Below are 15,131 nucleotides of genomic sequence, written 5' to 3' on the forward strand. Positions count from 1 at the left end.
GGGGTCAGGACCGGGTGAGGTGCGCCAGATGGCGCGCGGTCGCATCGACCGTCCGCCGGATCTGGTCTTCCGTATGCGTGCTGCTGATGAAGAAGCGCAGCCGCGCCTTGTTCTCGGGAACGGCCGGGAAGCCGATGGGCAGGGCGAGAATCCCCTCGCCGAGCAGCGCCCTCGACAGCTGGACGGCCAGCCGCCCGTCACCCGTGATGATCGGCATCACCGCCGAGTGCGGATGTGCGTCGCCGATATCGAGGCCGCGTTCCTGCGCCAGCGTGTGGAACAGCCGGGTGCGCTCCCTGAGGAGGGCGACGCGCTCGGGCCGGTCCCGGAGAGTCCGCAGTGATCCCAGGGCGGCCCCCGCGTTGGCCGGCGTCATGCCGACGCTGTAGACGAAACCGGGAGCGGTCCGCCGCAGATAGGTGATCAGGTCGCGCGCGCCGGCGATGTAGCCGCCGCAACTGGCGAACGACTTGCTCAGCGTCCCCATCCACAGGTCGACACTGCTGCCCGGCGTACCGAAATGCTCGCCGATCCCGCGGCCGCTCGGCCCGAGGACGCCGATCGAGTGAGCTTCGTCCACCATCAGCAGGGCGTTGTGGCGCTTCTTGATCTCGATGAGGCGGGGAAGGTCGGCGATGTCGCCGTCCATGCTGTAGATGCCTTCGACGACGATCAGCGCCTGTCGAGCGTCCTTGCGCCGCCGCTGGAGGATGTTGTCGAGCGCATCCGGGTTGTTGTGCGGAAAGGGCACGGTCAGCGCCCCCGACAGCTTCGCGCCTTCCTGGACGCTGGCATGGATCAGCGAATCGTAGACGATGAGATCGTCCTTGCCGAACAGGTGACCGATCGTGTCGACGTTCGAGGTGAAGCCACCCACGAAGACGACGGAATCTTCCGCGCCGACCCATTCGGCGAGCGCCTGCTCGAGCTGCCGGTGGATCGGTCGCTCGCCGGAAACGACGCGGGACGCCGACACGGAGGTTCCATAGGTGTGGATCGCGTCGATCGCTGCTTGCGAGACGGCGGGATCACCGGACATTCCGATGTAGTTGTAGCTGCAGAAGTTGGTCAGCGTTTCGCCGTTCGCTTCCGCAATGGCGCTGTTGACGCCGTCGAAGCTCCTGAACATCAGGTCTCCAACCCCCTCTTCGGAGGCGGCCTCATAGACCTGGCGGAGGGCATCGTACTCGGCCGGAAAGACGTATTTTCCCGTCGGGGTAGCCGACCCCGCCTGGCTCCGCTCCCTCAGGAGCTTCTCGAGAAGTGCACGCTTCTGCTGCGCCGAGAGGGCAGCGAGCGCATTCCTGGGATCATCCATTGCCCATCTCTTCGGTGACGAGCTCCCGAAGCAGGGCGTCGACTTCGTTGTCGTTCAGTTCGTCGACGCTGCGCCGTTCGGACTGCGCCTTCGCCGGCTGAGGGGACGCCTCGGCGTCATCCGATTCCGGCGCGGTCTCCCCCGCACGCGCTCCCAGAACCTCGGCGATCTCCCGCACGAGTTCGGCGGTGGTCGCGTCGGCGCGCAGCAGCGACATGCGCGAGAAGCCGTAGCCGGTGGCGCGTTCGATGGCCACCGTGAGTTCCACGGCCATGAGCGAATCGAAGCCGAGGCTCTGCAACGGCCGGTTCAGGTCGAGGGTGTCGGGATCCGTTCCGAGGACGCCGGACACCTCCCGCGCGAGGATGATCTGGAGCTGCCTGTACCGCTCTTCCGGCGTCGCATTGCCGTCGAGGCGGCTTTCGGACTCGCTCGTGGCGCCCTTCTCTACGCCCGGGCTGGCCGTGCTCGCCCCCAGGAACTGGAAGCGTGGCGATGTCGAGACCGTCCGCGAGAACTGCTTCAGCGTCGTCCAGTCCATCGATGCGGCGTAGAGATTGGTCACGCCCGCGCGCAAGCCGTGCGACAGGGCAATCCAGGCCTGCTCAAGCTTGAGGTCGAAGGCGCCCTGGCGACGGAGCACGTCCCGTACGCCTTCGTCGCGGGCGACGTAGCCGATGTCGGCGATGGCGCCCCAACTGATCGACACAGCAGGTAGCCCGTTCGCGCGACGATGGCGGCAGATAGCCTCAAGATATTCGTTCGCAGCCGCGTAGTTCGCCTGGTCGCGATTGCCGACCAGTGCCGACAGCGACGAGTAGCAGACGAAGAAGTCCAGTGGCTGGTCGAGCGTGAACCGGTGCAGGTTCCACGCCCCGTCGACCTTCGGCCTGAGGACCGCCTGGATATGCTCGGAGGTCATCCCCAGGATCGGGCCGTCGCGCAGCACCATCGCCGCATGGACGATGCCATGCAGGCGCGGCCATTCGCTGCCGAAGCGGCGGACGAGAGCCTCGACCTGTCCGGCATCCGAGACGTCGGCCGCCACGGTCTCGACATGGACGCCCGCCGCGCGCAGATCGGCGAGGGCGTCCTGCGCTTCGGGGGTCGCCGCGCCCCGGCGGCCAACGAGAACCAGATGCCTGGCGCCGTTCGAAGCCAGCCAGCGCGCCGTCGACAGGCCGAATCCGGAAAGTCCGCCCGAGATGAGATAGATTCCCTGATCCGTCAGCGCGACGGGCGCCGCCGCGGGAGCCATGTCCACCGTGCTGTCGGTGAAGGTCGCCACGAACTTCCCGATATGCGCGGCCTTGCGAAAGCTGCGAATGGTTTCGCCGATCCGCTCCACCGGCGCACTGCGGTAGGGAACCGGCCGCAGCGTATCGTTTTCGAACAGGGGCGCGATCTCTTCGAGCAGTCCCGTCATGTAGTCGTGGTCGGCGGCCGCCATCACACCGAGGTCAAAGGCCGAGAACATCACACCACTCTGCAGGGCAGCATAATCCAGCTGCGCTCCATAATGCATGTTCCTCAGATCGACGAGGCGTCCGCTGCCGGGCCGCAACAGCCTGAGGTTGTCGCGGTTCATCTCCGCTGACAGCGTGTTGAGAATGACATCAACGCCGCGGCCACCCGTTGCCGCCAGAATCTCGTCGGCGAAATGGGTCGTCCGGGAGTCGCCGACATAGTCGATGCCGAGCGCGTGGAGGTAGTCGCGCTTCTCGGCGTTTCCTGCTGTCGCGAAAACTCTGGCGCCCAAGGCGCGTGCGACCTGGATTTCGGCCAGTCCGAGGCCGCCCGCGGCCGTGTGCACGAGCACCGCCTCACCGGGAGCGATCCGTGCCTGCCGCTTCAGTGCCTGATAGGCTGTCAGGAAGACGACGGGGAGCCCCGCTGCATCCTCGAACGAAAGGTTCGCCGGCATGCGGACAAGGAGCCGTGCGTCCGCATTGATGGGGTTCGACAGACTACCATCGATCAGCCCGACAAAATTGTCACCAGGGGCCAGGCGGTCCACGCCCGGTCCCACCGCGACGACGACGCCCGCACCCTCCAGGCCGGGACTGTCGGAACCGGCCTCAAGCAGGCCGACCTGCCGCGCAAAGTCCTTGTAGTTCAGGCCGGAAGCCCGCATCTGAACCTGCACCTGGCCGGGACCAGGCGGGGTGGCCGCCGTTTCCCGGAACACCAACCCATCCGGAGCTCGCCTTTCGCGGGTGATCCGGAAGCCCGTCGTCTCTCCGTCCGTCCTGCGCCGGTTGCGATGGGGAATGACACGGCTGAAGAACATGTGGTCGCCGCGCAGCGCGACATCGTCCTCGGCGCCTCTGCCGATCAGGAGCCGCGCCAGGGCGGCGAGTTCGGTCGCACCCGGCACGGGGCTCAGATCCGCTAGGCGGGTGTTCAGTTCCGCATGCTCGGATGTCACGACGCGTGCGAATCCACGCACTTGCGCCTGATGCAGGGAAAGGCTCTGAAGCCCGCCGACGCTCTCCGCGCCGTTGGTGACGATCCACAGGTCGGGCCGCTCGCGCCAGGACTGTTCGGCGAGGACCCTGACGACGTCGCGCAAATTCTCGCAGGCGAGGGTGCCGGCGTTCGAGGGCTGGTCCTCGTTGCCGCCTGGTTGCGACAGGTTGCGCATATCGACGACGGCCGGGGCGGTCATGGCGACACCGCCCGCCGCCAGAATGGCAGGCCGGAGCAGGCTGTCGCCCCCAAGGCCCGGCGTGACGACACTGACATCGGTCCCGAGCGCGCGAAGAGCAGCGGCAAGACCGTCCGCGACGCCGATCGCGTCCGCGAGCAACACGACGGGGGTCTCGGTCGCGGCCGCGCGCAGTTCGGGCGAGATGGCGGGAAGCACCGCCGCGGCTGACCCGGCGTGGTCGGGCCTGCGCGCGAAAAAGACGGTCTGGAGGCTCTCCTGCCCCGCCGAAATCCCATCGGACACGGCGACGGCCTCGTCGAAGCCGCACAGGGCCAGAACCGAGAGCCAGCCCGCCGCCGGAAGCGTCGCGTGATCGGGGCGCAAATCCCTGTCGGTGAAGGCCCACCAGCCGGGAAGCAGCCCGAAGACGAGATCGTACCAGCGCGTCGGACTGGTGACCTCCATGAGCGCGAGCATGCCGCCCGGCGCGAGGAGGTCGTGCAGGTTCCCGATCGAGGTGCGCAGGTGCGCCGTGGCATGGACCGCATCGCAGATAACGATCAGGTCGAAGAAGCCGGGAACCAGTCCCTGCGCCTCCGGATCATGCTCGACATCGAAGATCTCGTAGCGAACGAAGGGGAAGGCGCGAAATCGGTCCTTGGCGTGGTTCAGGAAGCTCTGCGACACGTCGGTGTAGACGTAATCGGTCTTCTCGGCGGGTAGCAGCGGCAGAAGGTGCGAGGTCAGCCCGCCGGTTCCCGCGCCCACCTCGAGGATACGCAGCGTCTGTCCTTCCGGCAGCTTGCGCACGATCTCGTCGAGCGAGTCGGCGATGATGCGGTTGTAAGGGCCGCAGGTCGGCGAGTCCGCATACATGTGCTCGGCGATCGGCGAGCCGACCGGGAAGAGGGCCGAGAGCGGCTCTTCCTCGTCCCGCAGGAACTGCGCCAATCGGAAACCGCAACGGCGCGTCAGGTTGAGTTCGGCGTGGCACTCCGGATAGGCGAGCGACAGGGCGCGCCACTGGGCTTCCGTGTCCCGGATCGCGGGCACCTGCCGGACGTGCCAGCGACCGCCATCCACCTCCAGGTGGCCGGAGCGCACGAGATGCATGAGCATCCGTTCGACAAAGCGCACATGCCGGGATGCGATATCCAACTGCTTCGACAGATCGGCCGCCGTGAAATGAATTCCGGCCTGCCAGTTCCATCCAAGATTCGTCAGGGCATTGATGAAATAGTCGCTCGCAAGTTCGTCGAGCGCCGGCCAGGCTTTCAGCACGAACCTCTCGCGCCGCGCGTCGGCGTCGCGCCGGTCATGGCGCGTCTGCAGGCCAGGGGCAAGATCGCGAGGCGCGGGGAGGGCACTGGCCCGCTGCCGGACGGACCGGGAGCTGAGATCCGAATCGACCCATACGCGGTCGAACAGGAACGAGCCCGACATCGCTGACCGTTCCGCCCCGGCATCGGCCATCGCCTGACAGGCGAGCCCCGACAGCCTCGCGAGCACGCGTCCCTGCTCGTCCGCCACGATCAGGTCGGCGACGATGCGGGTCTTGGTCTCGCTGACCTTTCGGACGTAGGCCCAGGCGGGCGCGACGCCGGGATGGATCACCTCGACCCGCTCGACGCCCACCGGGAGGAAGGTTCCTTCGGCAGGCAGCGCCACCAGCAGCTGGAAGGTTGCGTCCAGCAGCGCGGGATGAAGGTTGTAGAGGGGGATTTCCGCCACCATCGCCGGCGGTACGACCAACTGGCCCAGTGCTTCGCCATCGCCGACCCAGGCCGTATGCAGATTCTGGAACAGGGGACCATACTGCAACTGCATCGTGTCGAAACGACGGTAGATCTCGTCCTGGCCGACGAGGTTCGACAGGCGATCATGAAGATCTGCCGCATCGAGGAACTGGGCGTCGGCTGTCGGCCTGGGCTCGATCAGCGTTCCCGCGACATGGCGGGTCCACCGCTTGACGCCCTCTTGTTGGCCATGACTGTGGATCTGGAATTTCTGCCCATCGCCGACCGTCAGTTGGACGCTGGAGGTGGACCCGGCAGAAAGCACGAGGGGAGCCTCGATCGACAGTCGCTCGATCGTCAGGGGGCCGCCCTGCGCGCCCACCGTTTCCCGCGCGGCTGCGAGGGCCATCTCGATGAAACCGGCCGCCGGGAAGACCACGGCCCCCTGCACCGCATGGTCCTTGAGGTAGTGCGGCCGGTTGACGTCGATCTCGTTGCTCCAGGCCGGCTGGGGGGCGGCCTGGCGCTCTCCCAGCAACGGGTGGTCGGGCCGGACATCGTCCGATGCGAGGCCGGTGCGCAGCTTCCGGGAATCCGCGGTCTCCGCCCAGAACGTTGACCGCTGCCAAGGATAGAGCGGCAAGTCCAGACGCGAGGACGGGCGAGCGAACTTCGCCTCCAGGGCGAGGCGGTGCCCGAGGCAATGCAGCTGGCCGACAGCGGCCATGAAGGTCGTCGCGTCGTCGTGCTTGCGACGGAGGGAGGCGATCACCGTCCCCTGGACACCCGCCGCCGTGAGACACTCGCCGATGGAGGACGCGAGAACCGGGTGGGCTCCGATTTCGATAAAGACGCGTCCCTGCAGGCCGGCAAGGGTTCCGATCGCCTTTGCGAAGGCGACGGGCTCGCGCACATTGCGATTCCAGTAGTCGGCGTTGAAGGCCGTTCCGTCGATCAACTGGCCGGTCACCGTCGACACGAGCGGGACGGCGGACGCGCGGGGCGCGATGCCCTGCAGCGCGGCGCGGAACGGCTCGCGGATCTCGTCCATGACCGGGGAATGGTAGGGGACCTCGACGTTCAGCATGCGGGCGAAGATCGCCTCGCGCTGCAGGTCCGCCTCAATCTGCTGGAGCGTGGCCGTATCGCCCGCCAGCGTGGCGCTTTCGGCGCTATTGACGGCGGCGATCGAGACAAGTGCTTCCTTGCCCTGGATGCGCCGGGCCAGGTCCGCTTCGGGAAGGCCGACCGCCAGCATGCCGCCCCGGCCTGCAAGCGTCGCCTGAAGGCGGCTGCGGTGGAAGCACACCGTTACCGCGTCTTCCAGCGTCAGCGCGCCGGCAATGCAGGCTGCAGCGACCTCGCCGACACTGTGCCCGACGACCAGATCGGGCTTGACCCCCCAGGATTCCCAGAGCGCGGCGAGGCCCATCTGCAGGCCGAAGATGGCGGGCTGGGCGTACTCGGTGCGATCGATCTGCGAGTCAGTTTCGGCGCGGCTGAGGATGTCGCGCAGCGACCAACGCGCGAGCCGCCCGAACATGCGGTCCAGTTCGTCGATCTTCCGCGCGAAGACGGGTTCGGAATCCAGCAGGCCCCGGCCCATGGCCCACCACTGCTGGCCCATGCCCGAGCAGACGAAGACGACTCCGGAGGCGCCGGCATCCGCGACCTGGCCTGACACCACGCCCTGCCGCCGCTGGCCGGCGGCAAAGCCGTCGAGCAGATCGGCGACTTCGGAGGCCGTCCTGCCGGCCACCGCCAGGCGGATCGGATGATGGTCGCGGCCGAGAGCCAGAGCTGCGGAAACATCCGCCAACGGAACTCCCGTCTGCCGATCCGACCGCAGGAAATTGCCGTGTCGGCGGGCGTTGGCCTTGAGCGCCTCGTCGCTTCGTGCCGACAGGAGAACGAGATGGGCCTGGTCGCCGTCACTCCGCTCCGCCGCTGTCGTCTGCGGTCCAGGCGCGTTCGCCAGAACGACATGGGCGTTCGTGCCACCGAAGCCGAAGGAATTGATGCCGGCGAGGCGCCGCCCGCCCTCACCGGTCCGCCACTCCTCGAGGGCAGTCGGCACCCGCAGGCGAAGATCCTCGAACGGGATGTTCGGATTGGGGGTCTCGAAATGCAGGTTGGGCGGGATGTACCCATGGCGCTGCATGAGCGCCACCTTGATCAGGCCGGCAATGCCGGCGGCCGACTCGGTGTGGCCGAAATTGCTCTTCACGGACCCGATCACGCAGGGCGCTCGATCCGGGTTGCCGGAGCGGAGCACGGTGCCGAGAGCATTGGTCTCGATCGGGTCACCGACGGCTGTGCCCGTTCCATGCGCCTCGATGTAGGAAATCTCCGAGGGATGCACGCCCGCGAAACTGAGTGCGTCCCGCATGACGACCTGCTGGGCGTCGCCGTTGGGAACGGTCAGGCCTTGCGTACGGCCGTCCTGGTTGACCGCGCTCCCCATGATGACCGCATAGATCTGGTCGCCGTCCGCCTGGGCACGTTCCAGCGTCTTCAGCACCACCATGCCGACGCCGTCGGCGCGGGCATAGCCGTTGGCGCGGGCATCGAAGCTCTTGCATCGCCCGTCCGGCGACAGCATCGATGCCTTGCACAGCGACATCGTCATCTCGGGCGACAGCTGGAGATTGACGCCGCCGGCGATCGCCAGTTCGGATTCGCCCTCGTGCAGGCTGCGGCAGGCAAGGTGAAGTGCCACGAGCGAGGACGAACAGGCCGTGTCGATCACCATCGACGGGCCGGTGAAGCCGAATGCGTGTGACAGGCGATTGGCCGCGATCGTGGTCGACATGCCCGTTGCCGAGTGGGGGCCGTAGATGCCCCGCTCGCTCACGCGCATGTGAATGTTCTCGTAGTCATGCGTGAACAGGCCGACGAACACGCCGACCTTCCGGTCCGACCACCTCCGCGGGGCAATGCCCGCATCCTCGAACGCTTCCCAGGTCGTTTCCAGCAGCATCCGGTGCTGGGGGTCGACATAGGCGACCTCGCGCGGGGAAATGCCGAAGAACTGCGGATCGAACTCGGAAATTCCGCTGATGAACCCGCCGCGCTTCGTATAGAGCTTTCCGGGACGCTTGGGGTCGGGATCGTAGTATTTTTCGATGCTCCAGCGATCCGCCGGAACCTCGCTGGTGCCATCGACCTGCTCGGTCAGGAGAGTCCAGAACTCACTCGGCGAGGCAACCCCGCCCGGGAAGCGGCAGCCGATACCAACGATCGCGATGGGCTGGTAGGGTCTCGACTGCGTGGCCAACTCCGAATCCTGCATCACGCTCTTCGCTTTACCATCGTCACCCGCGGTTGATCTGTTCGACGACCGCGTATGACGACCTTTTTCCGAGGGAACAGAACACCGCGCATTATCCGGCGATTTTGCGGTGTTTGACTACAATCGAGCGCGGTTTATGGCTCAATCACCACGGTGCATCAAGCACTATTTGTCGGCTCCATTGGGTCATTCCATGGGCTGGATCGTGCCGTAATCGGCCGCGCCAAAGTTGGCGCGGGAGGGGCTTCCTCATGCCACCTGATTGTCAGAACAGACCGGGTGTAGAGTGCCCCGATGGTTGGTCCGAGACGAGGACCCAAGTTCGGCGCGATGCGGGACCGGCGTGGCGCGTACGGGCGCCCCGGGGTTGCCGCCCGGCGACGGCAGGGGTGCGGCCACATTGCCGTGATCGCCCGCGACCGTTAGGGATCGTGCCCTGGTTACGGAACGGAATCGCCTCGCGGCCTTTCCCCTTCACCTCGTCCTCGATCTCGTGCAGGAAGACTGCTGCGCGATCGAGGCCCAAGGAACAGGACAATCCCATCGATGTTGCCGGTCTGGCTGAACCGCTTTCTGGGGGCGCTCGAGCGCGGTGTTTCGCTTCAGGACGTGGGGCGCTCGGCACAGTTCACGGCCGTGGTCGGCAGGGTCGCCCGGACGCTGGCCAGGACCGGCGCAACGCCCAACGCGCTCACCATGCTCTCGCTGATCCCAGCGCTGATGGCCGCCGTGTTTGCGGCACGCGGCGCATTCGCCTGGTCGGTCGTGTTCATGCTCCTGAGCGGGCTCATGGATCTTCTCGATGGGCCGCTGGCCCGCGCCACGGGCCGCAGTTCCCGCTTCGGCGCCCTGCTGGATTCAACCCTCGACAGGATTTCCGACGCGCTGCCGCTGATCGGGCTGACCATTTTTTTCGCGCGGGACGGGTGGGGATGGGCGGCAGCCGTCCCGAGCTTCGCCCTGCTTGCCGGCTATACGGTGTCCTATGTCCGGGCACGCTGCGAGGGCCTCGCCATCGCGCTGCCGCCGCTGTGGATGCGCCGCGGAGACCGCATCGCGCTGGTGGCCGTGTCGTTGCTGGCGGGCATGATCGCGCCGATCCTCGTGCTGACCGGCACGGCCCTCGTCGGCGTCCTTAGCCTGCTCGCCGCGGCGGATGCCCTGAGGGTCGCCCAGCGGGAATGCCGTGTCGCGGACGCGGCTGCACCGGCCGAAGCCCGCTCCACGTCGTCGGGGTCGAGCGCGGTCTGATGTCAGTTCTTCTTGAGCATGTGCGCAGCCTCTGGGGCCGCTGGTGGATCGTGCCTCTGCTGCCGGCGATCCACGCCTTCGCCATGGCGATCGCCGGGCAATTGAAGCCCATGCACATCGGCGTCGCGCTGGCCGTATGGGTCGGCGCCCACATCAACCGGTGGTCGCGCGACCTGATCGCCGCGACGATGCCGGTCCTCGCCGTCGGTCTCGTCTATGAGTGGATGGGGCCGATCTCACGCGCGCTGGTCTGGCCGGAGCGCGTCTGGGGCTGCGACCTCAGGGCCATCGAACTGAAGATCTTTGGTGTTGGACCCGACACGACCCTGGCGGACTTCTTCGGGACCCGTCACTCGCCGGCCTTCGATCTGGTTTTTGCGGCGCCATACGCAGCTTTCCTGTACATCTGCATCGTCTATTCGATCTATCTCTACTTCCGCGATCGGGAGAGGATGGTTCATTATCTTCTCGCCTTCGGCCTCGTTCATTTCATCGCGTTTACCGTCTACATGATCATGCCTGCGGCGCCGCCCTGGTACATTCGCGCCCATGGCTGCGGCATCGACATGTCGGCGCTGCCGAGCCCGGCCCGCCTCGCGCGCGTCGACGACTATCTCGGTATCGGCTACTTCAAGGCCTTCTACAGCCAGAATGCCAATGTGTTCGGCGCGATGCCGTCCCTCCACGCCTCGATGCCCTCGCTCGGCCTCTTCACCGCCTGGTCGAAGATCGGCTGGCGCACCCGGCCGATTCATCTCGCCTATCTGGCGGTCATGCTGGTCGCGAGCGTCTATCTCGACCACCATTGGCTCGTTGACGGCGTTGCCGGCGTCCTCGCCGCCTGGCTCGCGGTCGTCATCGCCGGTCGTCTGCTGCGCGGGCGCCAGCCGGCGACGCCTTAGGCGCAGAGGCCGGGCAAACCTGCTGCGGACCGGAGCGCCCGGCCCGTCAACGCCGCCTGCGCTTACTCGAGGCAGTCAAGCGGCAGCACCGACTGGTCGGAGTTCTGCAGGATGTCGGTGGTCGCCAGCGGGCTTCCGGCCTCCGCCTCAGCCGCCGTCACGGCATTGGCCGAGAGGAAGGTGCGGACGAGGTCCAGCTTGATGCCGAAGTTGATGTTCTGCGCCGTCCGCTCCCCGGAAATCTTGTCGATCTGCGAGACCACGACGCCGACGACGAGGCCCGAGGCGTCGAGAACCGGACCGCCGGAATTGCCGGGCTGCGTCGGCGCCGTGTACTGGAACCGGCTCTGGTCGCCGAGCGCGCCGCGCAGGCCTGACACGATGCCCTCGGTGATGTTGACGCCGCCGAGCTGCGAGCGGGCCGGATAGCCGACCAGCACCACGCGCTCGCCACCGCGCACCTGGATGCCGCTGCCGTTGCGCAGCCGCAGTGGCGTGGAGGTGGCGTTCTCCTGCACCAGCACCGCAAGATCGGCGCCCTCATCGGCGCCGATCAGCCGGAGCGGAATGCGCGGCGACCCCGGGCGGGCGATCGCGACCGTGGCGCAGCCGTCGATGACGTGGTGGTTGGTCAGGATGTGGCCGGTGTCGTTGATGTAGAAGCCGGTGCCGGTTGAGGCCACCTGGCCGGGACGCCCGGTGCGGCCGATCGCCATTTCCGGCGTGGCGCACAGATCCTGGTCCCGCTTCTCGGTGGTCTGGCCGCCCTCATAGACGACCTTCAGGTCCCAGTTGCAGCCGCCTTCCTGGGGCAGCCGCAGTTCCAGGCGGAAGCGGCGCGGCAGGAGCTCCGAGCCAAGCCGATCATCGCCCCAGTGGCTGTCGCGGACCGGGGTCAGATAGACTTCGCGGATGTCGCCGCGGCCATTGTTGGTGAAGACGACACGGCGGCCGTTGTCGGGACCACCGCCGTCGACGCGCAGGCCGTTGGGGCCGCCGAACGCCACTTCCTGGCGCTGGCAGAGGTTCTGCCGCATGCGGCGCTCCTCGCGGCCGCCCTGGTAGACGATGCGCAGGTCGTAGTTGCACTGGTCGTCGCGCTCGACGCGTGCGGTGAAGCGGTCGCCCGGCTGGATGCGGTTGGTGCCGAGCATGTCGTCGCCCCAGCTCGAGACCTTCGAGGAGGAGATGAACAGCGACTCGATGGGGCGCTCGCCCTCGTTGATGACGACGATCTGCGAGATGGCCGGCTGGCCGGTGCGCGCCGTCGGACGCTGCTTGCGCTCGCCGCGGCCGGTGACGAAGGCGGGTCCCGTGACGACATACTCGCGCATCTCGCACAGGTTGACCCCGTTGCGGATGTCCTCGCGATCGTTGTCGAAGCGCACCTTCACGTCATACTCGCAGCCGCGCCGCTGCATGGTGACCTGGAACGAGCCGCGCGCCGCGATGGTGTCGTTGCCGAGCCGGTCGGGACCCCAGCCGCTGGCGCCGCGCGGGCGGATATAGAGATACTGGATCGGGATTGCGCCGCGGTTCTGCACCAGGAAGCTGAGCTGCTCGCCGGAGGGCGTCTCGGCCCGCTCGCGGTCGCGTCCACGCTCCTGCCGTTCGCCGCGGCCGGCCTGCGGCGCGGGAGCCTCCTCCTCGGTGCCGAAGACGATCTCGCGGGACGTACAAAGGTTGCGCCCGGAGATGGTGCGGTCCGAGGCACCGTCGAAGGTCGCGACCACGTCATAGGTGCAGCCGGCGGAGCGCTGGAAGCGGCCGGTGAAGCTGCCGCCGTTCTCGACGATGGACGAGCCGAGCACGTCGTCGCTCTCGTCGCCGCTGGGCGAGACGAGCTTGAGGGTCTGGAGCGTGCTGCCTGACCGGTTGCGCACCACGTAGAGCGCCACCGGTCCCTGGCGCTGGAGATCGGCGGCGGAGGTCTGCGTCCGGCCGTTCAGCGCCACTTCCGGGCGGGCGCACAGGTCGAGGCCGAAGCGGGTCTCCTCGCGTCCGTTCTCATAGACGGCGCGAATGTCGTGGCGGCACTGCCCGCCCTCGATGGTGAAGCTGTGGCTGCGGTTGCGCGCCACCGTCTCGCTGCCGAGTTTGTCGTCGCCCCACGACACTTCGCCCACCGGCGTGACGAACAGATACTGGAGCGTCGCGCTGCCGCGGTTCTGGATGGTCACCTCGGTCGATTCGGCCGCCCGGGGCCGGCGGCGCTGCGCCTCGGCATCGGAAACCGGCAGCAGGAGAAGGCAGGCGGCGGCCAGCGCCAGCGGCGCCGAGGTACGGACGAACAGCGACATCGTGGACAATTCTCCAGTCTCGCGGACCGCCCCGAGACGGACCCTTGGGGAAGCCTATAGGCAGGCGCGGTTTCTGCAAGATTTCGCGACGGCGAGGCTTTGCCGTGTCCGCGCCGGCCCGCAGCAACGCGTCTGAAACGTTGCCGCGCGCCGGCCGGTGGCGCTCAGCCCATCAGGGCCTTCGCCAGGGCCATGTAGGCCGGCAGCGAGACGGGGTCGTTGGCGACGTTGCCGGCCGCGGGATGCGAGGCGTAGCGGGCGATCACCATCTCGGCCTTCGGGTCGACATAGATGGCCTGGCCATAGACGCCGCGCGCCATGTAGGCGCCGTGGTCGTTGTGGCTGATCCACCACTGGTTGCGGTAGGACCAGCCCGGCAGCGTCGCATAGCCCGCGGGCGCGAATTTGGCCGGGTCGTCGCCACGGGTGATGTCGTCGGCGACGCTCTCAGGGAAGATGCGGCGTCCGTTGACCGTGCCGCGGTTGCGCATGAGTTCGCCGAAGCGGGCGAGGTCGCGGGTGGTCGTGCTGAGGCCGCCGCCGCCACTTTCGATGCCGAGGCGGTCGACGTGATAGTAGGCGTCTTCCTCGGCGCCCATCGGCTGCCAGATGCGCTCCGACAGGAGATCGGCCAGCGACTGGCCGCTGGCGCGCCGCATGATCCAGGCCAGCACGTCGGTATTGACCGTCTTGTAGGCGAAGACCTGGTCGTGCTCGCCCTGCTTGGCGATGGTCGTCAGGTACTCGAGCAGCGAGGGCTGCGGCACGCCGGGCAGGGGCGGGGCCATGCCGTTGGCGCGCCGCAGCGCCCAGACGTCGGAATGGGGATCGGTGTAGATTTCCGAGTATTTCAGGCCCGTGGTCATGTCCATGACCTGGCGGACCGTGGCGTCGCCGAACCCGCTGCCGGCGAGTTCCGGCACATAGGCGGTGACCGGGGCCTGCGGGTCGATCAGGCCCTCCGCCACCAGGATCCCCGCGAGCGTGCCGGTGAAGGACTTGGTGACCGACATGCCGATATGCGGCTTGTGGGCCTTCAGTGCGCCGAAATAGCGCTCGAAGACCAGCTTGCCGCGATGCAGGACGACGAAACCGTCGGCATAGGTCTCCGCCAGCGCCTGATCGACGGTCAACGGGCGGCCATCCATCGTGGTGAGCTTCACCGTCCCGAGGTTCTGCTCGTCCCGCTCCAGCACCGAGGCGGGTCCCGAACCGCGCCACACATTCACCGTCGGCACCAGTTGGCGCACGTTGCTCCAGGCCCAGCGCAGTTGCGGGAACGACCGGAACGAGCCGTCGGTATAGGTGATGGCCTTGTCGGGCGGCGGCGGGAAACCCTGCATCCAGCCCAGCGCGTTCGGGTCGCTCGCGGCGGCATCGGGCGGTGTCGCAGGGGCTGCCTTGGACGTCTCGGACATGAATGAACTCCCTCGGAATCGCATGGGGGCAGGCGGCGGGCGGAATCGCCAACATATGGATCGGGCTCGAATTCGTATCGGCAAGCGATACCGTCGTGCCATTCCCTGTTGATGACAAAGAATAATGCTGCTCTGATCAGCGTGCGGGCGCAGAGAAAGTTTCCGACCATAACGCCGGGCGGCGACAAATCTACCCCGCAGAGTGGTGAGGTGCCCGGCACCGTGACGGCTTGCTGATGCAAAATCAGGCATGCCACGATGCTG

The 15,131-nt window shown here is 67.3% G+C and carries 6 protein-coding genes; 2 read left to right on the forward strand and 4 right to left on the reverse strand.

Features of this window, described 5'->3' with window-relative positions; genetic code table 11:
- Window positions 1-4: 4 nt before the first annotated feature.
- Window positions 5-1,318, reverse strand: coding sequence for an aminotransferase class I/II-fold pyridoxal phosphate-dependent enzyme (locus tag ACJ4V0_RS02390; protein WP_448297937.1), 1,314 nt, complete (start codon window positions 1,316-1,318; stop codon window positions 5-7).
- Entirely contained in the window at window positions 1,311-8,981 is a 7,671-nt protein-coding gene (locus tag ACJ4V0_RS02395) for an SDR family NAD(P)-dependent oxidoreductase (protein WP_448297938.1), read from the reverse strand. Before ACJ4V0_RS02395 ends, ACJ4V0_RS02390 begins: the two co-directional genes overlap by 8 nt.
- Window positions 8,982-9,542: 561 nt before the next feature.
- Between ACJ4V0_RS02395 and ACJ4V0_RS02400 the strand changes: the two genes are divergently transcribed.
- Window positions 9,543-10,247, forward strand: a complete 705-nt coding sequence (locus tag ACJ4V0_RS02400) for a CDP-alcohol phosphatidyltransferase family protein (protein ID WP_448297939.1) — start codon at window positions 9,543-9,545, stop codon at window positions 10,245-10,247.
- Window positions 10,247-11,149 carry a phosphatase PAP2 family protein gene (locus tag ACJ4V0_RS02405; RefSeq protein WP_448297940.1) on the forward strand — a complete coding sequence of 301 codons (903 nt, stop codon included), beginning with the start codon at window positions 10,247-10,249 and terminating at the stop codon, window positions 11,147-11,149. Before ACJ4V0_RS02400 ends, ACJ4V0_RS02405 begins: the two co-directional genes overlap by 1 nt.
- A gap of 62 nt (window positions 11,150-11,211) precedes the next feature.
- Here ACJ4V0_RS02405 and ACJ4V0_RS02410 read toward each other — a convergent pair whose 3' ends face one another.
- Together ACJ4V0_RS02410 and ACJ4V0_RS02415 are read right to left on the reverse strand one after the other, a co-directional pair.
- The gene (locus ACJ4V0_RS02410) at window positions 11,212-13,449 is read right to left on the reverse strand and encodes a S1 family peptidase (RefSeq protein WP_448297941.1); all 2,238 of its coding nucleotides are present in this window, start codon (window positions 13,447-13,449) and stop codon (window positions 11,212-11,214) included.
- 164 nt (window positions 13,450-13,613) lie between these two features.
- A complete protein-coding gene (locus ACJ4V0_RS02415; RefSeq protein WP_448297942.1) occupies window positions 13,614-14,867 on the reverse strand; it encodes a serine hydrolase domain-containing protein in 1,254 nt (417 codons plus the stop codon).
- Window positions 14,868-15,131: the final 264 nt, after the last annotated feature.

The sequence above is a fragment of the Phreatobacter aquiterrae genome, assembly GCF_053471285.1.

What these genes read in the sequence shown, in the direction of transcription:
- ACJ4V0_RS02390 (WP_448297937.1), bottom strand. Translation starts at nt 1,318, where the DNA reads ATGGATGATCCCAGGAATGCGCTCGCTGCCCTCTCGGCGCAGCAGAAG.
- ACJ4V0_RS02400 (WP_448297939.1), top strand. Translation starts at nt 9,543, where the DNA reads ATGTTGCCGGTCTGGCTGAACCGCTTTCTGGGGGCGCTCGAGCGCGGT.
- ACJ4V0_RS02405 (WP_448297940.1), top strand. Translation starts at nt 10,247, where the DNA reads ATGTCAGTTCTTCTTGAGCATGTGCGCAGCCTCTGGGGCCGCTGGTGG.
- ACJ4V0_RS02410 (WP_448297941.1), bottom strand. Translation starts at nt 13,449, where the DNA reads ATGTCGCTGTTCGTCCGTACCTCGGCGCCGCTGGCGCTGGCCGCCGCC.
- ACJ4V0_RS02415 (WP_448297942.1), bottom strand. Translation starts at nt 14,867, where the DNA reads ATGTCCGAGACGTCCAAGGCAGCCCCTGCGACACCGCCCGATGCCGCC.